Source organism: Paraflavitalea sp. CAU 1676, from assembly GCF_029223285.1.
In the GTDB taxonomy this organism is placed as follows: Bacteria; Bacteroidota; Bacteroidia; order Chitinophagales; family Chitinophagaceae; genus Paraflavitalea.
In genome coordinates this window covers 317,683-337,343 of record NZ_JARHUJ010000008.1, presented here as the reverse complement: position 1 = coordinate 337,343, position 19,661 = coordinate 317,683, and the positions used below count along the sequence as shown (strand labels likewise).

The following is a 19,661-nucleotide window of genomic DNA, read 5'->3' as shown; positions in this document are numbered from 1 at the left end:
ATGGACAAATTGCTCTATCTCGTACCTGTGATGGGAGTCATAGGCCTGCTCTACACCCTGATCAAGTTTAAATGGGTTGCTAAGCAAGATGCCGGCACCGACCGTATGAAGGAGATCAGCACGTACATCGCAGAAGGTGCGATGGCGTTCCTCAAAGCGGAATGGAAGGTCCTCGGTTATTTTGTGGTTATTGTAGGTCTGCTGCTTGGTGTTATGGCACAAGCCAACCCTCACTCACATTGGTCCATCGCGATTGCCTTTGCTATTGGAGCCGTATTCAGCGCTACCGCCGGTTACATCGGTATGCGTGTTGCCACCAAAGCCAATGTGCGCACAGCCCAGGCCGCCAGAACCAGCTTAGCCAAAGCCCTCAACGTATCCTTCACCGGTGGCGCCGTAATGGGCCTCGGTGTATCGGGCCTCGCAGTACTCGGTCTCGGCGGATTATTCATCCTCCTCAAAACAATGTTTCACGCCACAGAAGTATCTTCTCCGGAGATGCTTCAAACGATAGAAGTGCTCACCGGCTTTTCGCTGGGTGCCGAATCGATCGCCCTCTTCGCACGCGTAGGCGGCGGTATCTATACCAAAGCGGCCGACGTAGGCGCCGACCTCGTTGGTAAAGTAGAAGCCGGCATTCCCGAAGACGATCCCCGCAATCCCGCTACCATCGCCGATAACGTAGGCGACAACGTGGGTGACGTAGCCGGTATGGGCGCCGACCTGTTCGGTTCTTATGTGGCTACCGTACTTGCAACCATGGTACTTGGACAAGAGACCACCTCCGTCGATCAGTTTGGCGGATTTGCTCCCATCCTGCTGCCTATGCTCATTGCAGGTGTTGGTATCATCTTCTCCATCATCGCAACATTATTCGTGCGCATCAGCGACAATGCAGGCATCAGTACCGGCGTTGTACAGAAAGCACTCAATATGGGTAACTGGGGTTCAATCATCCTCACCGCTGCTGCGTCTGTAGGACTGGTATACTACCTGATGCCCGAAACCATGGAACTCCGTGGTGCTGAATTCACCAAATGGGGCGTTCTCGGCGCTATTGGGGTAGGCCTCGCCGTGGGTACCCTCATGAGCATCATCACCGAATACTATACCGCAATGGGTAAAGGTCCGGTAATGAGCATCATTCGCCAGTCTTCAACCGGCCACGCTACCAACGTAATTGGTGGATTGGCAGTAGGTATGGAATCGACCTTCCTGCCCATCCTTGTGCTGGCTGCCGGTATCTATGGCTCTTTTGCCTGCGCCGGTCTTTACGGTGTGGCGATCGCTGCTGCCGGTATGATGGCCACCACTGCGATGCAGCTGGCTATCGACGCCTTCGGTCCTATTGCCGATAACGCCGGTGGTATCGCCGAAATGAGCGAACTGCCCAAAGAAGTACGCGAAAAAACCGACGTACTCGACGCCGTTGGTAACACCACTGCCGCTACTGGTAAAGGTTTTGCCATCGCTTCTGCCGCCCTTACAGCCCTGGCCCTCTTCGCCGCTTTCGTAGGCGTTGCGGGTATCTCGGGTATCGATATTTATCATGCGGATGTACTGGCCTGCCTCTTCGTAGGTGGTATGATCCCCTTCATATTCTCCTCCCTCGCTATCCGGGCCGTTGGTCAGGCAGCGATGGCGATGGTAGAAGAAGTACGTCGCCAGTTCCGCACCATTCCCGGCATCATGGAAGGTACCGGCAAACCCGAATACGACAAGTGCGTAGCGATCTCTACCAACGCTTCCATCAAGAAAATGATGCTGCCTGGTGCTATAGCGATCGTTTCTCCGCTGATCATCGGATTTGCATTTGGTCCTGAAGCCCTCGGTGGTTTCCTGGCAGGCGCTACCGTTAGTGGCGTACTGATGGGTATGTTCCAGAACAACGCAGGTGGTGCATGGGACAACGCCAAGAAATCGTTTGAGAAAGGTGTGGAGATCAATGGCCAGACTTACTACAAAAAATCTGAACCACATAAGGCGTCCGTTACCGGTGACACCGTAGGTGATCCTTTCAAAGATACCTCTGGTCCGTCAATGAACATCCTCATCAAACTGATGTCGATCGTTTCGCTGGTAATAGCCCCTACGCTGAAACAAATTCACAATCCTGAGCCCGAGGTGTTCAAGCCCGCTCAGCCTAAAACTGAGCAGGTGGTGGTGAAGCAGGCAGCTGCCGGCACTAACGCTACTACAGGAAAATTCTAACGAAATATTTAGAATTAAACGTTCAAATATTCAGCAGCTTGCTCTATATTTGCAACTCATAACTAAAGGCACTATATCATACCAAATACCAAAGTCCCCATGTTTCCACATGGGGTCTTTACTTTTTATCCCCTTCCCCAACTACTCTCCACCATCCATAACCGGCATTTTGCTGACTGATTAAGCTAATTCACCCAACACTATTGTCAGCCCGGCGGGTTTGACGTGGCCCGGCAGCCCAGCCGCATTGAAAGCCACCGATATAGCCAGGTTCACATCCGGCCGGGCTCACCTCGTTGCTTACCTGCCGGGATGCCGATTCGGACAATGATGCCCCCGCTGCACATCCCGACCCAGGAAATGCCGGATCCCATCACGGCTACCCGCTCCGGCCTGTTGACCCTGAGCCATTAAAAGCGCTTCACCCCGCAGAATCCGCACTCATTGGTAGCCACCGTCATAGCGGGCCACTCCCGGCCCGGCTTACCCGCTTGCTTACCTGCCGGCAAGGCACTTCGCCCACGGTTTCGGAGTGCCCATCTACCCCCTGGATCCATGTAAAAAACTGCCTTTTTGCCGGATATAGCCTATTCCTTTTCCCCCGCCGCCCGGCCCGGTTTATCCCCATTCATTGAATTAAGCTGTTATTAAAATCAGGAGCTTCTTACCTTCCCTTTAACAATTCATTACGAAATATGTCGTATTTTTAAGGCAAATGTTGTTCCGAATGTCAACCACTAAGAGTATCAAACCTACTGAGAGCGAACTGGAGATCCTGCAGGTATTATGGAACAAGGGTACCGCCAGTGTCCGTGAAGTACATGAAGAGCTGCTAAGCATTAAGGAAGCAGGTTATACCACCACCCTTAAACTGATGCAGATCATGTTTGAAAAAGGACTGGTAAAGCGCGACGATTCCAGCAAGACCCATATCTACCAGGCTGCCGTAAGCAGGGAAAAAACGCAAAAGCATTTGCTGGGTAAAATGATCGACACATTATTCGGAGGCTCTCCCACAGAACTGGTGATCCAGGCATTGGGCAATCACAAAGCATCCGCCGATGAATTGGAAGCGATCCAGAAAATGATAGACAACCTAAAAAAACAGTAGTAGATGAACCTGGTCTACCAATCCGCTTTTCTGAAGGCATTGGGATGGTCATTATTAGACAGCTTGTGGCAAATGGGTTTGTTGTGGCTGCTCTATGTAGTACTGACTGCCAATGGAAAAAAATTCACCGCACGCCAGCGTCATTCGCTGGCCCTGTTGTCGCTCGCAGGAGGCTCCTGTTGGTTCCTCATAACGCTGGCGATCAACTTCTATAAAGCGGCTGCAGCACCAGAAGTCATAACCCTCGTGGTCAATGCAGGTGATGCATTCCAGCCGCCGGCCACCAGGCGGGCAGTTGGATCGTGGATGGAGCCGGTACTGCCCTTCGTGAGCGTTGCTTACCTGGTGATTACCGCACTGTTACTGGTGCGCTTTTACCGTCAATACCATTTTACCCGTAAATTATTTACACAGGGTTTACAAAAAGCCCAGCCCGAACTGCGGGTATTTGTACAACAAGCGGTACAGCACATGACCATACCGCGTAAAGTGACCCTCTGGCTGTCTACCATGGTCGATACGCCGCTTACTATCGGATTCTGGAAGCCCATCATCCTGCTGCCCGTTGCAGCCGTCAACAACCTCACCATCGAACAAACAGAGGCGATCATCCTGCATGAGCTCAACCACATCAGGCGCAATGATTACCTGGTGAACCTGCTCATCGCCAGCACCGATATTATTTTCTTCTTCAATCCTTTTGCCAGATTATTCTCCGGTATCCTGCGCCGCGAACGCGAAAACAGCTGCGACGATATGGTACTGCAGTTCAAATACGACGCCACGCAGTATGCCCGCGCGCTGCTGACCCTCGAGCAAAGCCGCTCCACCATAGCTCCTGCCCTCGCGGTAGCCGCTACTGGTAAAAGCAACTACTTACTGCTGAACCGGGTTAAAAGGATGCTCACCAACGAACCGGCTTCCAACGCAATTAGCCAGAAACTGGCAGCCTGGCTCTTATCGGCCCTCCTGATAGGCTTTATTGGCTTATCCAACCCGGGCCGGGCCATCATCACCCGCATTGAGCAAGTGGCCGTAAAAGCACCGCAAAGCCCTTTTATTGAATACGCCTCCGATATCAGCACCCCGGCAGACCCGGAAGAGGCAGAAGAGGCATCACCCGCCATCGCACAACAATCCCACTCCAACAGGGACAAAGACTGCGATGAACAGGAAGATGACAATGAAACGAACGAGAATGAATTCATCACCGAACAGGAAATAGCCGCCATCCAGCATGAACTCTCACTGCTGGCCCTCCAGCAGCATGAAGTAACCAAAGAGGTGGTCGCATTCGTAAACACGAAAGAACTGCGCGATTTTTCCCTGCAGGTGACCAAAGAGGCTATGGCCATTGTTCCCGCCTCGATGACGCAACCTTACGTGCCCGTGAACAGCTTTTCGATCCAGGAGTTGGAAGACACCCTGCTCCCCAAGCCATACACCCTGACCACCTCGGAAAAACAAGCCAGGGAATCGATGGATAAAGCCTTGAAAGCACTGGAAGCGATCGATTGGGAAAAACTGGAGAAAGGATTGAATGCAACTGCCGGACAGGTAGATGTACAGGCATTGCAGGTAGAGATCGTAAAAGCCTTCAAAAATGTTGACTGGATGAAGGTCAACCAGGAAACTGAAAAAGCCTTACAACTATCCAGCCGCCAGCTGTCTGAAGAACAGGTCATGCTGAAAGCGCGCCTCGAAAAATTCAACCACCAAAGGCAGGAAAGGCAGGAGAAGCTGAAACAGGCGCAACAGCAGATCGTCATGGAACGACTGCAACTGAACGAAAAACCGGCCAACTGCCAGCAGCCCGCCGCCCCTGCTGAGCCAAAGCCTGTCAGGAAAAAGAAGATCGTTGTGATCTAAAACAATACAGAACGACAAGCGCCCCAAATGCCTTCAGCGACGAAAGCATTTGGGGCGTTCTCTTTATAGCTTACTGCACCAGGATCTTTTCCCGGATGGTTTCCTGCGGTGTCTGTAACGAAACAATATAAACCCCCTTCGCCCACTGCGAAGTGTTGATAGAGTACCTGTTCAACCCCGGGTCGGGTGCGATCACATTCTTATACACCACACGGCCACCCGCGCCGGCCGCCTGCAGTTGCAGGGATTGCCTGCTGTCGCTATTGATAACAATTTGAATGACGCCCGGCGCTGCATAGATGCGCGCCTGCCGGAAGTTTTGCTCCTTCACCTGCACGATCGATGAGAACATGCTTCGCCCGTCAATATCAGTTTGCCGCAACCGGTAATACAAGGTTGCCGCCGATAAAGGAGCACGATCGCGGAATGCATACTGAAGGATCGATTGGCTGTTTCCGCCCGGAACAGCCGTGGGATGTTTGCCAATTACATCCCATTGGCGGCCGTTCACCGAACGCTGTATCTCGAACCCTGCATTGTTTTGTTCGCTGGCTGTTGTCCAGGTGAGCAATACGCCCTCCCCATCGCGTCGCGCGGCCAGCCTGGAGAAGTTAATAGGCAGCAACGTTTTATCATCGGGAAATCCGATAATGGCGGCACAGGCCGTACCGTTAAAGCCGAGCCCCTCGGCCACCACCCCAAAGGGCGCATAGTTGTTGGCGAAATGCGGTTCGCAACTAAACGAATTGCAGGAGAGCACCCCCGTATGGGTAACGGTACGTGGCCCGCCCAACGCAGCAGGATCTACCGCATGGATGGTAAGCCCCCCACTGCAATCGATAGTACCAAAAAGGCTCATCCGTGCCGCCTGCAGTATCTGGATCTTACCCGAGCCCACTACACTGCCCTGGTATTTGAAGGTGACATTATCGTTGATGCGTAAAGTACCCTCGATATGGAGCGATGCAGGGCCCGTATTGGCGCATGCACCGGGGAAATTGGAGGATGTACCCATACAGAAATCGGCTGTGATGCATAAAGTTTGGCCCGCCGGAATGGTAAAACTGCCGGAGGCCCCGATAAGATCGGCCTGGGTAAGATCACATTGGGCCTGTGCCTTTACCAAAAACAACGCCAGGCATAGAACGACGAAAAAGGAAGTTGGTAAAACAGGTTTCATAAAGTGGAATTTGATGGTAGATTGAATAGCGCTTCTGCCGGTTCGGGAGCGGACAACCTGGTGAATAGGAATGACCTGTTTGGGGGAGGGAACCGGCGCAGCATAGTACCCCGGTTGCATGAAAACTAAATTACATGGTTTCTTTTCATAAAGTTCAATGCGCTAACTATCATGCCCTTGAAAGTTGCCATAGAATACAAGAATCATAATATGTTCTAAAAGCAAAACGCAGGACATGGAATTCTCCACGCCCTGCGTTTGCATAATATCTGTAATGAATTATTTCACATCGATCAGGTCCACCTCAAAGTAGAGGACCGAATTACTGGGAATGCCAGTCTTGGCCGGACAACCATACGCGAGGTATGGAGGGATCACGAGCTTTACTCTACCTCCCTTGGCGATCTTTGGAATACCGATCTGCCAGCCTGGTACCACCTGGTACAACATGAATTGCGCATTGGCACTTTGGTCAAAAACGGTACCATCGGTGAGTTTACCTACATAGGCTACATTCACCCGCGAGTTGATATTAGGTTGATTGCCCGTACCTGGGTTGATGATCTGGTAATACATGCCACTGGGATCTTTGGTGGGATTAGTAATACCATTGGCAGTCATAAAGGCCTGCATTTTTACTTCATCCTCTTCTTTAGTGGTCGGCTTACAACCACTACCTTCATTTTTGGTACATCCTACGTAGATCAGGGTCAGGGCCAAAGCCACACTAAACACGATTGAGAACAGACGCATCGGCAATAAGTTTGGGCGCAAATATAGCGCCTTGGATGTTAATTAATACAGAAAGTAATCGGCCATGCTGGCTTCCATTTTCTCCAATGTATAATCAGCCTCGACCCACCCACTTAACTTGTACTTTTTGTATTCAATCTCAGCGAGTTCGCGCTTGCCGTAGATCTTCCCTTTTTTCCCGGCAGGCGGCACGATTTTCGAGTCATCGACATTGGCGAGCTCCACCTTCGTGGCAAACCAGGTGGTGAAGTGCCGAGGTACCGCCAGTCCGAGTATCATACCCGGCAGCCCCCTGAATAGCTCCGGCCCACCCTGCGGAATGATCTCCGGGCAATAAAATGCCACCACGTACACGCTATCATGGATCACCCCTACGGCTTTTCTGCATTCCCAGCCCGCGATCTTCCGGGTTTCCTGCTGAAGCTTCCATTTCACATGTTGAAAACTATCCGAAAACGACTGGTAATCGTCGCCAAAGCTTCTTTTGATGACCAACTCCTTTTTCCCGAGGTCGGTATAGGCAACGCTTTCTCTATGGTAATAAGTAGGCTTGGGGCCCTTCCTGCCGGGTGTGTACAACAGGAGATTCGAAGTAAAAGTGAGGTCGCGGTACGTGATATCATAATCGGGTTCCGCGGCGCTATTGTACATATCTTCCGGATCATCTTCCTCATTCAAACGCTTCAGGTTCCTTTTGATCTCGTATTCAATTTTACCACGGGTCACAAAGTCTTGCGCCACAACAGTGCCGGTGAATAATAGCAGGAACAGACATCCTATTAGTTTAAACATATCTTTTGACTTTATCAGGTTCGATGAATACAGTGCAGTTGTATCTCAAACTGCACGGTTAGATCTTCTTTGTAAAATTCCAGGTAGCCGTCAACAGGAAGTAGCGTTTGATCACAAACCGGTTCGATTCGTTCGTATAGTTGCCGCTTACCTGCCTTGTGTAGCCCGTATTCTGGTTCAACAGATCGTTGACATTAAATAATAGGCTGAGCGATTCATCTTTCAGGAACTTTTTTTCTAGCCCCATATTCCATCGCACCGTATTGATGCTGGAATTGAATGCACTGTTCTTGGGAATAAAGCCCAATTCGCAATCTGAATTCAAAGACAACTTCCAGGGCAAGTACACCCGGCTATCAATCGAATGCCGGTGAAAGAAATTCCGACTGGAGGCGCTGGACCCAAGGCTCGACCTGCCAAAGCCAAAATTGGCGGTAAATGAATAGGTAGTGGTCATCACCTTCTTCCATTCGTGCACCAGCCGGAAATTGCCGTTTGCATTGATAGACTCATTACGCAGCTTCTCTCCATTCAGGGCAGAATAATTTCCGTAACGGCTGGCCCCGATCATTACAGAGGGTCGCAGGTGAAGCTTTTCGTAATACCAGCCATAGCTCATATCGGCTCGTAGCCCAACGATACCATCCAGGTTGATGAACTTATTCACCGTACGATCTTGCGCATCTCTCATTTGCTGGTTCACAATGGCATTACTGGTATAGTCGGCGCCGAAATTGATATAGAAATTGGTTTGTTTGGCGGCCGAAAATTTGAAGTAAGTGAAGTTGGCCGATTGCATGAAAGCTGGTCGCAGATTGGCGTTACCCTCCTGCACGTAGAGACGATTGCTCGTACGGAGCAGGGGCTGCAGCTGCTCGACAGAAGGCTGCACGGTGTGTCCTGTGTAGGAGAAATTGAGCGAACTGAAGCCTGGTAACCTGATGCCCAATCGAACTTCCGGTGCTATATTGACAAATCGCCGCCGGCTATGATCTTTAAGATCATTGTTGACCTGATCGAGGCTGGTATGGAATAGCTTACCGCCCACATTCAGGCTCACCTTTTGCCTGGACCAGTTGAGGTTCACCCCCGTGATATGCGTGTTCACGGTGAAATCGTAGTCGTTGCTCAAAGAGTCGACGCGGTCCGCAAACTTTCCATTCAGGTTATTATAAATATTGAACACATTCGACGAGCGCGCAGTTCTCCAGCCATAATCTACCTTATACCCCCAGTCTTTTGAAAATTTGTCGGTATAGATTCCCTGCACGGCATAAGATTCCACAGGAGCATTTGTTTGCTGAAGTTGGTGAACCGTATCGGTATTTTTGAAGGCACCCGTTGCCGGATCATAAAAATCGTTGGCAGAGAATACGGTCAGGTCATTCAGCCGCCGGCTATAATTCTGCTGAACTTTCAAAGTGAACGTTCTGCCATCCTTACGGAACCTTTTCTGCAACTGCACATTGGTTTCGAATTGCCGTTCATCCCCCTCCGACTGGTTGTTTTGCTGACTACTATTGACCCGGAACCCCTTTTCGTTGGAGGATCCGGAAAGCGATTGCCGGTTGGCCGAACGATTGACCAAACCTCCATTGGCGCCTATTTTCAGCGTGGTAAAGGAATCCAGCCCGAGCGTTATGGAACCACTGGCCTTTTGCTGAAACAGGTAATTGTATTCCTTCGTTTCACTGGAATTGGAAAAAGAGGTGCCATCCGGCAAAACAGTCTTGCTCGTTGAGTTGTACCATCCGTCAGCATCTGCTTTCTTGATCCGGTAATTTCCAAACGCCTTATGCTGCCCATTACCCCATTTGTTCGAGAAATGCGCTCCTCCGGTTAAAGTCTCCGGCAGTCCTGCTCCGTACAAATTCTCGGCCTCATCGACATCACGAGCCGTATAATACATGCCACCGGTACCGTCGTCGATCGGTTCATAATCTTTCGCAACATACTTTTCCATGTCCTCGTAATTCATCCCCTGTGCGCCGTTCCGAAAAGCAAGCCCAAACACAGAGATTTTCAGCCCCTGATTAAACAAAGCTCCCATAGCCTCGTGCTGATAATATCGATTGCCGTTACTACCGGCAGATAGTTTCCCAAAATAGCCGTTCCGCCTGTTCTTTTTGAGTTTGAGGTTAATGGTCCGGGCCCGTTTGCCATCGTCCATACCGGTAAACTGCGCCTGCTCGCTTTTCTCATCATAGACCTGCACTTTTTCAACCGCGCCGGCCTGGAGGTATTTGAGTGCCAGCCCCGGATCGTCGGAGAAGAACTCATCGCCATCCACCAGCACCTTTTTCACTTCCTGGCCCTGGGCCATGATCTTGCCATCTTTCTCTATCAGGATGCCAGGTAAACGCTTGAGCAGCTCCTCCACATTGGAGCCGGGTTTTACAGCAAAACTATCCGCGTTATACTCCAGCGTATCGCCCCTCATCCTGATCGGCACGCCGGCGCGCACCACCACCTCCTCCAGCAACTTGACTTCGGTGATCATAGGCACTTTACCCAGGTCGAGGGATGTTGTGTCGGTGACATGGATATCCTGCAGGAAATCGGCCATTTTAGGATAGGCAATCAGCAGGGTGTAATGACTGGGCGTTATTTTGGTAAGTTCGAAAGTACCGTCCTTGCCCGACCGGACAGAGCGGTACAGAGAGCTATCGCGTCTATCGATCAGGGCGACGATGGAAAATTCCAGGGTGCGTTTTTCGGCCGTGTCGACCACGGCTCCTTTGAGCAGGTTCTTTTGGGCAAGTACAGGAAGCGCGGAAATGGCCATAACCAATATTGCCATACAGGTAATGATAGGACGAAGGCTCGGCGGCATACAGGCTGGTAGGTTTTGGTATTGTGTTTCCAAAAATAACGGCGATCCGCACTCCTCAACGTGTGGCACAAACGATTAATGAATTATTTAACAAATCAGGAACTCTTATTATACATTGGTGGAGATGAGCGTATTTTATTAGCCTACCGGCAACTTTAACCGACTGTCTTGTGCGGATAAAGTACGAGACATTACCTGCCAGCCGGGCAGGTCCTAAAAGACCGGCCCAAAATGGATTCAAACGCGGTGTAGGGCAGCCGGCCCGAAGTACGATTTCCCTTGAAAATTTCAGCCGGCTTCGCGTCAATTTTTCGCCCTACACTTTGGCGGAGGATTGACCTTTCCGGAACGCCAATGGATTCCATTGCCGGACACGGAAAATGTTGCAGTCATCGGGCTTGCCATAAAACTTCACGAACCATCGGCTCTTTTCGGCGATATGCCGATTCAAAACATGCTTCCATTTTGTGATCGACTACGGTGCAGAAGCAGTGATCAACGCCTCCTTTTCTGCCCTCCAACGTGCAGGGTTTGTTTTGAGTTCTTTACATGCTTCCGGAGGGTTGCCAAATTTACCCTCGCCACATTGATAAAATTCGTCCCGAAAAAGGCAGGTGAATGTTCCACGGAATTTGGGAAATATAACTTGTACGAATGCGTCCCGACAAACAGCAGCAAAAACTGCGGTAGAGAATCAATGCCCAAGCCTGAAAAATGGGGTGATTGGCATGGCCCCATAACCCACGCTGAACCGGCTGAGGTTCTCTTAAACAAATACGATTTCCCTGCCGGAGCTTTTAAACGATCCCTGACGTGCTTGTCGGCCAGGACTGGACGCCGGAAGCCAGCCCATCCCGCCTTACATTGACGGGGGCCAATTCGGGATGCGGGATGCAGTATGTATGCCGGTCATTCAGCCAGCAAAAATTCATGACGGCCAGGCCGTGCCCAAAAGGAGATCAACGCAAAATCGTCGTCGACTGAATGGTTCGGAATCGACAGAACTTTGGGGCAATTCTTTGCCGGGGACATTCCTTCCTGTGCGACGGTCGTGTGCTGGTTCAACGCCCGATTGCCTTCAACCTCCCATTTCAAAAATCCGAGGGAAATAAGGTCACTTTGCCCAACGACGTTATGCATATACTTTGCCCCCACAAGAACGGGTTTACAGTCGCCCAAGCTGGCAAAAACGGCTTAGGGAAATTGCTATCCGATTCGCTTCACAATGATGCTCGAAGGCGACCAACGCTACTTCCTCTTGGCAACAGAGAAGATCTCACAGCACGCCCGGGCCCTGAAGTTTTCGGGCACGTAAAAGATGACTGAAGAGCTGTAGGTTTATTGAACATCGGGGCGAGCACGACAAGGCCCGGTTTGAGGGGATAGTTTTCACCGGCAGCTACCCGAAATCACCGGCCAGGTCACCGGACGTTTTCCTATACCGGCGTCTCATGTTAAATCGCAGGTCGCACGCCAGCCTTGTAAAATAAATCTTGCGGATCGTGGCGGCTAATTGGGCATCAGGCAACGCATCCTGATTTTCAAAAACACAATCACTCATGCATCCTTGTCGCAGAGATCATTTACATAAAAGTTGTCCGCCAGAATGATCAATTACCGTTGGCCTTAAGAGGAGTATTTCAACACAAGCGATGGTCGATCTAAATACGTCCCTTAAAAAAACCCAATCCGAATTTCCCAAATTGGTCACGCTGGAGTATGACGAAAATTTACCAGGTTCATCCGTAAAGTTGGTCAGCAGAAATTAACTGCGGCGGTGCGCCGGTAATCGCAAACCAAAGAGTTCGCCAGGCACCAATTCTTCCTTATCAAATTAGTTGGCATTTCCTATTCAGATTTTGAGGAGCCGGAATTGTTGGGGGCAGATTTCTCTCGCCGTGGTTTTATACTCCGTCCTAAAAATCAAACGAATTACCACACCAGGTGCTGGCCGCCATCCTCCGATGCTGATGTCCATTTTTGAAAACCACTTTCTCCATTTTCAAAAACTCCGCCGAAGGATCCAGACTATGGACAGCCAGCCTTCCATTTTTTCTCCGGCTCCAATTGTCAACATAGGGTGTTCGGAAAACCAGTCGCAGAAAATCAGGGTTGGCACCAATCAGCGGATTACCGGGCAGACGGAAAAAACCCCACAAATTTTAGATAACCCGTTCCGGGAAAATTCAACGCTATCGTCGGGATCGTCCATTAGGAATAGGTCATATATGAAAATACCGCGTCATCAATCCCGACCGGCAAAATCGCATGGGGGTTCTTGGGCCACCCTGACCGAAAAGAGAACGTGCGCCAAAAAGGATGCGCAACCTCCGAAAGGGTCAAAATAGAAAAGTCGACCATTCCAACCGGTCGACCCAACACATGATATAAATACACATACATCAAAAATACACCAAACACAGTTTTGACCCCGCATCAACCTCTCGATTTTAGGTCGACCAATCTTCGGACCTCAATGCTGATATCACCCTTTCTATTTTGAAAGAACGGCCCGGGCATTTTTGCCTTCACAAAAAAGGAGGTCCAAAATGGAGCAGTGCGGAAGGAACCCTATTCGGTCTTCAAAAACCTGCTGGTACATGACCGGGTCGGGAAATTTATGCATGATAGATTTCGGCAATAACTCATTCCTAAAATCTAGCCATTTTGTCACATCCAGGTTTTCGATCCTTTCAGCCGTCACACCGGTGCTCACAGACCATCCGAGTTTTTTAACCGACCAGCGCCAGCACGCCAGGTTCCAGTCAACCAGGAACTCGAAAGACTGCTGGTACAACAGCTCCAGTTCATCGCGGTAAAATTCGAACCAGGGTGACCGGTTGTAACACGACACGATCGTCTTCCAATGTTGGGTCTGCCAGGGGTACCTGTTGGAGATCCGAACATCCCGTGTCAGCTTCCTTTGCCCCCTGCCTTCCTCCAACGGAATACTTAGTGAAACCGGCCCACCGGAGCCCGCCAGGATACATCTGTTCCTAAAACTCATTTTTTGCCAATTCTCATATACATCAAACTCAACATGTGAAAAGCTACTTGCCTTTTTATACAACATAACTGGCGCAAAATACTCTATATCAACTATTAAATTATCCATAAACTACATTATCCTTTAACATTCAGGCACTTGCCCTAAAAGGCACAAAAACAACCTAAATTGGTACCAAAACACAGCCACTAAAATTGTAATTAAGATGCCTTAATAAGTTTAAAACTATACAACTAAATGCAAATTATAAAGCTAAATTTGTTAGCCGATGACAGCGAGCATATTAACGCATTGTATCTCATCCATAATCTAAACTTTTTAGCAAAGATTCCTATAAATGTACATCCCCGTTTTTGGCGGAAAAAATTTATCCCCTACTTTGTGTCCACAAAAAATAGACATGAATAAAAGGCTTCTAATTGGCTTATTCCCTATCGTGCTTTTGGGCTGTGCCAAACCCTCGGGGTTCGATTACCTGGGTGTGAGGAATATCAAAGTGCTCAAATTCGGGTTCAAAGAGTCGACTGTTTTTTCGGAAGTCGGCTATTATAATCCCAATAAATTTCCGGTTACCATGAAGCGCGCCGAGGTCGATGTTTATGTCAATAACAGCCTTTTGGGACACAGCGTTTTGGACTCCACGATTCAGATCCCTAAGAAGGATACGTTTTATCTTCCCGTCATTTTGACTGTCAATATGTCCACTACAGCCTTTAATCTGATCCAGACATTGGGCGGTGGACAAGACAGCGTAAAGGTCAAACTTGACGGAAAAGCAAGACTGGGTAGAGGCGGGATTTTTATCAATTACCCGATAAAATATGAGGGAATGCAAAAATTGAAGTTTTAAAGCCGGGCAGAGCAAAGGTCATAAATGACCTGTCAGACGTAAAAATAGCCCCCGACATAATAGGTCATAAAAGACCTTTATAAGATATTGAATTGCTCTTATGTTATCAGATCAGATATTATAAATTAGAGGGGCATTGGTTGAATTCACCAACTTTTTGACACCATATATATTATGTACTGCTTTAAAATCGGGGTCGTTTTCCAAAACGACCCCGATTTTTATATCACCCAACACTCTCATATCAGGTCAAATATTACGTGTCCGAAAATTGAAGCGATACCCAAATTGGTTAAAATAGCCGCCCCCAGCTCCTGGTGAAGCTCTACCCACCAAGGTCACATTTGACCTACCCCGATTTTGGGCGCACGAACTTTCCAGGCTTAAAAATTCTAGTTGCGGAAAAATTCCCAGTCAGATCAGGTCGTCGCAGAGAGGTCAATTTAGACAGGTTGTCCGCGTTCGTGGTCAGTTGAAATAGTAGAACTCGTCGTCGAAATTATGATTTTGAAGGCTCTTAGAATTGGCAGAAGGAAAGTCATATTTGACCAATATACGAATACTGCGAAAGTTACATTCCGACCGAAATCTGGCTATTTATATATATAACCCTAGGCAGGCAGTTAGCTGCTGGGAGGTCAATTTTGACACTTATTTTGTGCAGCTACGACAGTGTGTTTTGAGTGAAAATCGATTGTACCGGCATTCGAATCGCGCGACTAAAAGACGTCATAATTGCCGCAGGCGATATTTATAATGGGCAACAAAAATCTCCAGCCCTCCGAAAATACACTTCCCGAAAAGAAGCTCCCAAGTGGATGAAAAGGCGTCATTTATGACGTTCCAAAATTTAGACGCTTTCGGGTTTGTCGTGAAATATTCGATAGTAAATAGCTGAATCAAAACGTCCAATTCGCCTTCCTGAATTGCATAAATGGCGACAAGAAATCCTGGGATTTCTGTTTCTGCCTGATCAAAGCGCGTACTAAAATCCCAACGTGGGAAGGTCTAAAAAGACCGCCGTCTGGAGGAGCGCTAGCGAATTATGATGGTGTAGTCAACTGGAACTGTCCCGCAAACAGATGTCTATAAAGACCTTTTCGGCAAGGTCAATTTTGCCATCCCCGGCCTCTCAATGCTGATTTCAGCCACAGCAGATAGGAGGTCTTATTTGCCCTCCCCGATCGCCTGCCAGGCCGAGACTATACTGCTTCGCGCAACGGCTTTTTTGACCTTTCCCGAATCCGGCTACCGGCGTTAACGCCGATTTCAATCGGGGCATTTTTGACCATTCCAAAATGCTGTTTACCCCTTGATCTTTTGCTGGAAACCAGCCACCTATTGCCGTTTCATATCCATAAACAGGGCAACTAATCGGGTCATTTTTGCCGTCTCTAAATGAACAGAAAATACTACCACTCACGTAAGGCAGGCATACCAAACCAAGGTCTATTTTGACCAATTTGAAGGTAATTCGTTCAACCTCAAAACTGTGTACAATACTCCAGGCCTGCCTTGAAAACCTGGTCATTTATGCCACCTCTGGAGCCAGGAAAGAGGCCTTAACAGATTAGCTAAATATGGAATCCCTGCTGGAAAACAGTCCATTTCGAGGGCTCTAAAATTGGTCTAATAAGTCCTTTTTATTTAGGCTTTGCAACCGTCAAGTTAGACGTAGTATCCAGTCACCCTATGGGAGTTTTGAAGCTCCAATCGCCCTCAAAGAATGGTTGATCCGGGTATTTACTGCCACTCGAAGCCGGTCAGTTTAGACCTGTTCAAGCAGATCTCCAAAAGGTCAATATTGACACCTCTTACACTGAATTTCAAGTACACAAACCTGACCACAAAAGACCTGCCTTATTGAAGCAAGGGGCAGCTTGAAGTTTTGGCCGTCCCCACCCTTTTGGTCAAAAACAACACAATCAATTGGGACATTTTAGACCAATTAATGGGCATCGAAAATCGGTCTAATGCGACCTGCAACATATCTAGCTTCTGCATGATGAAACCATCCCGGCAGGGCATATTTGGTGTAATTGAGCAATCCACTGACGGTCTAAAATAACCTTTCTGAAAAGGGTTAAATAAGCGATAAATGACTGTTACTCAGAGGTCTTTTTTACCCGCCTGGCCCTATTGTCTTGTATGGCTTAATTAACCGATCCATTAAGGCAACATTCAGGTCACAATTGTCCGGTTTCAACGCATAGAAAAGTGCCTATAGGCCGTGGAACACCGGGCATATTTGTCCATCTGATGGCAAGCCTTTGCTTGATTTTAGGGTGAAGCCGCGGCCTGCGTGTGAAAATTAAGGCCAAGGTGCCGCCTTTAAAGCAGGCCTTTGCAAGGTCATTTAACCTGAACTTTACCCTATCGCTGAGGCCCGGAACCTGCTCCCTCGTTTAAGTCATTTCTGACCTGCTTTTACCTGATCAAATAGAAGTCAAACTTGCCTTTCTTTTTCAGGGGCCGCCCGTTCAATAATGAGGCAATAAAGACCTCCTTTTGCGATTAGTTAACCGGTCATTTTGGCCCTGCTATTTCACTATTGAGCATCGCCGTCCTCCCCCATGCAAAGCATTTTTCTGAAAAGGCGTATTTGACCGGAATTAACAGATGATATGTGAGGTTTAAACAAGGCTATTTTGCCCTTAAACTACTGACGTCCCGAGGGCATTTATGACATAGAATAATCAGAGTCTATGACGGAGGATTATTTGATAAGGGCAGGCCTTCTTTGACCTGCTTGTAGCCTGCAGAAATTGCCCATCAGGGGGCGCAAAGGGAAAGGAAAATCAGGTCTTTAAAGCCCTAAGAAATTAGGCCTTATTTGACCTAAAAACCCCTGCTCCCCAAGGCCTGGGAATGCCCCTTAGAATGCCTGGAATTCGACTTCGGGGAGACTGGCAGGCTACCCCTTATTTGACCCGAAAACACCTCCTCCCACGGCCCGGGAATTTCCCTTAGAATGCCTGGAATTCGACTTCCGGGAGACTGGCAGGCAACCCTTATTTGACCCGAAAACACCTCCTCCCACGGCCCGGAAATGCCCCTTAGAATGCCTGGAATTCGACTTCCGGGAGACTGGCAGGCTACCCCTTATTTGACCCGAAAACACCTCCTCCCACGGCCCGGAAATGCCCCTTAGAATGCCTGGAATTCGACTTCCGGGAGACTGGCAGGCTACCCCTTATTTGACCCGATCATTGCCTCGTCAGGCACACGAAGTCAGGCACAAAAAAAGCGGCCATTTCCTGGTAGAAATGGCCGCCTAAAGCGATTATTGTAAGGCTATCAGTGGTCCCCGCCCCCGTCTTCGGGTTTCTTACAGCATTTGGGAAGCTTTTTATAGGCCTCTCCATCGGCTGTAACGTCATCGGCATCGTATCCTGCATTGGCAATAGCCGTCTTTACATTCTCAATATTCGTGCGATCGGCAATAAACGTAACCTTGGTCGTCTTTTTCTTATAGTCGACGGTCACTTTTTGCACACCGTCCTCTCTCTTCATGAAATCTTCGATCCGTTTCTTGCAGCTTTCACATTGCACAGTAGGGGTCTTGATCGTCACTGTCTGGACACCCTTCTTGGCTTGTCCAAAACCAGTGGTCAGGAGCCCTGCGACAGCGATCATCAAAAGGAATAGTTTCTTCATACAGACATAGTTTTACCAAATATAGCTATTTCCCCGTCCAGTTGCCAGGGTCCTGGCTCCACTTTAACAAAACCTCCTGCTGGTCGGCAGAAATCAGTCCCTTTTCAATCGCCAATTCAATGAGAACAGGATAATTCGTCAATGAGCGATAAGTAATGCCTGCCTTTTCAAAGGCCGCTGCTGCCACCGGGAATCCGTACGTGAAGATGGATACCATGCCGATCACCTCTACTCCTGCTGCCTTCAGTACATCAACCACCTGCAGGCTGCTTTTGCCGGTTGAGATCAGGTCCTCAATGACCACCACCTTCTGTCCTGGGGTGTAAGATCCTTCGATTTGATTGCCCAACCCATGCTCTTTGGGCTTCGGACGAACGTATATATAAGGAAGCTTGAGCTGATCGGCCGCCATGGCGCCCCAGGCTATACCGGCAGTGGCTACCCCGGCCAGCAATTCAGCATCGGGAAACTGTTCAAAGATCACATTGCACATTTCCGACTTGATGAAATCGCGGATATACGGGAATGACAACACCTTCCGATTATCACAATAGATGGGACTTTTCCATCCCGAAGCCCAGGTAAATGGTTCTCCGGGATTCAATTTAATAGCATTAATTTGTAAAAGCTTTTCTGCTACTGCTTTTTCGTTCTGGGACATAATGTGATTTTATTCAGTCCGGCGAAATTGGCGGTTGAACCGGGAAAATGGAAAATTATTTATGCACATCAAAATCTACTTCAACGACAAACCTCTTTTCCTGACGGACCAGATCACGCCCGATATTGAACCCTACGCACATCACGATGATGCCGTTTTGATCGATGAATTCTCTACCCCGGGCGTCAATTCCATGATCCATGAAATGAGGCAGGAGAAGATCCACGCAGGCATATTTGTACACCCCAATTTAGCAGAGCTTGAAAAAACATTCCGCAGAAAATTCACCCTGGTACAAGCAGCCGGCGGGCTCGTGTTGAATGATGCAGGAGCTATTCTGATCATGCAACGCCGCGGCAAATGGGACCTACCCAAAGGGAAACTGGATCCCGGCGAATCGCTTGAAACCTGTGCCGTACGTGAAGTACAGGAGGAAACCGGCGTCGACAAAGTAAGTCTTGAGAAACCTCTTGTTGTCACTTATCATACCTACGACGAAAGCGGCAAGCACATTTTAAAAGAGTCGCACTGGTATTTAATGAAAGCTCCCGGCGAGCAGGCGCTGGTGCCACAAACAGAAGAACAGATCACCCAGATCAAATGGGTACCTCCTGAAGAGATCAAACAATACACTTTAAACACTTTCCCCTCTATCATTGACGTATTGCAGGCCGGCGGCTATTTGTAGTGGATTTGATGGCTTATTTGCATTTCGTATTCTATCGATTGCAAAAGCA

At 48.9% G+C, this 19,661-nt stretch carries 12 protein-coding genes; 5 read left to right on the top strand and 7 right to left on the bottom strand.

Annotated features, from left to right (window positions below):
- From P2H89_RS26235 to P2H89_RS26225, 3 genes are all read left to right on the top strand, one after another.
- Window positions 1-2,211: a sodium-translocating pyrophosphatase gene (locus P2H89_RS26235; RefSeq protein WP_275832667.1), complete on the top strand. Its 2,211-nt coding sequence runs from the start codon at window positions 1-3 to the stop codon at window positions 2,209-2,211.
- Between the two features lie 727 nt (window positions 2,212-2,938).
- Entirely contained in the window at window positions 2,939-3,322 is a 384-nt protein-coding gene (locus tag P2H89_RS26230; RefSeq protein WP_275832664.1) for a BlaI/MecI/CopY family transcriptional regulator, read from the top strand.
- A 3-nt stretch (window positions 3,323-3,325) separates the two neighbouring features.
- Complete coding sequence (locus P2H89_RS26225) at window positions 3,326-5,191, top strand: M56 family metallopeptidase (protein ID WP_275832663.1); 1,866 nt, start codon at window positions 3,326-3,328, stop codon at window positions 5,189-5,191.
- A 70-nt stretch (window positions 5,192-5,261) separates the two neighbouring features.
- Here the strand turns inward: P2H89_RS26225 and P2H89_RS26220 are convergent, their stop codons facing one another.
- The 5 genes from P2H89_RS26220 to P2H89_RS26200 form a co-directional block, all read right to left on the bottom strand.
- On the bottom strand, window positions 5,262-6,371 hold the full coding sequence (locus tag P2H89_RS26220; RefSeq protein ID WP_275832661.1) for a hypothetical protein: 1,110 nt from the start codon (window positions 6,369-6,371) through the stop codon (window positions 5,262-5,264).
- A gap of 279 nt (window positions 6,372-6,650) precedes the next feature.
- On the bottom strand, window positions 6,651-7,124 hold the full coding sequence (locus tag P2H89_RS26215) for an FKBP-type peptidyl-prolyl cis-trans isomerase (protein ID WP_275832659.1): 474 nt from the start codon (window positions 7,122-7,124) through the stop codon (window positions 6,651-6,653).
- Between the two features lie 42 nt (window positions 7,125-7,166).
- On the bottom strand, window positions 7,167-7,916 hold the full coding sequence (locus P2H89_RS26210; RefSeq protein ID WP_275832657.1) for a GLPGLI family protein: 750 nt from the start codon (window positions 7,914-7,916) through the stop codon (window positions 7,167-7,169).
- Between the two features lie 58 nt (window positions 7,917-7,974).
- Window positions 7,975-10,716 (bottom strand): outer membrane beta-barrel protein, encoded by a 2,742-nt coding sequence (locus P2H89_RS26205; RefSeq protein ID WP_275832655.1) that lies wholly within the window; start codon window positions 10,714-10,716, stop codon window positions 7,975-7,977.
- A 2,527-nt stretch (window positions 10,717-13,243) separates the two neighbouring features.
- The gene (locus P2H89_RS26200) at window positions 13,244-13,822 is read right to left on the bottom strand and encodes a WbqC family protein (protein WP_275833053.1); all 579 of its coding nucleotides are present in this window, start codon (window positions 13,820-13,822) and stop codon (window positions 13,244-13,246) included.
- A gap of 334 nt (window positions 13,823-14,156) precedes the next feature.
- Between P2H89_RS26200 and P2H89_RS26195 the strand changes: the two genes are divergently transcribed.
- Window positions 14,157-14,606 carry an LEA type 2 family protein gene (locus P2H89_RS26195; protein WP_275832653.1) on the top strand — a complete coding sequence of 150 codons (450 nt, stop codon included), beginning with the start codon at window positions 14,157-14,159 and terminating at the stop codon, window positions 14,604-14,606.
- A 3,297-nt stretch (window positions 14,607-17,903) separates the two neighbouring features.
- Here the strand turns inward: P2H89_RS26195 and P2H89_RS26190 are convergent.
- Window positions 17,904-18,263, bottom strand: a complete 360-nt coding sequence (locus tag P2H89_RS26190; protein WP_275832650.1) for a cation transporter — start codon at window positions 18,261-18,263, stop codon at window positions 17,904-17,906.
- A 25-nt stretch (window positions 18,264-18,288) separates the two neighbouring features.
- Window positions 18,289-18,924: an orotate phosphoribosyltransferase gene (pyrE, locus tag P2H89_RS26185; RefSeq protein ID WP_275832649.1), complete on the bottom strand. Its 636-nt coding sequence runs from the start codon at window positions 18,922-18,924 to the stop codon at window positions 18,289-18,291.
- 61 nt (window positions 18,925-18,985) lie between these two features.
- On the opposite strand from pyrE, the gene P2H89_RS26180 reads away from it, so the two are divergent.
- Entirely contained in the window at window positions 18,986-19,612 is a 627-nt protein-coding gene (locus P2H89_RS26180) for an NUDIX hydrolase (RefSeq protein ID WP_275832647.1), read from the top strand.
- The last annotated feature ends 49 nt before the right edge of the window (window positions 19,613-19,661 follow it).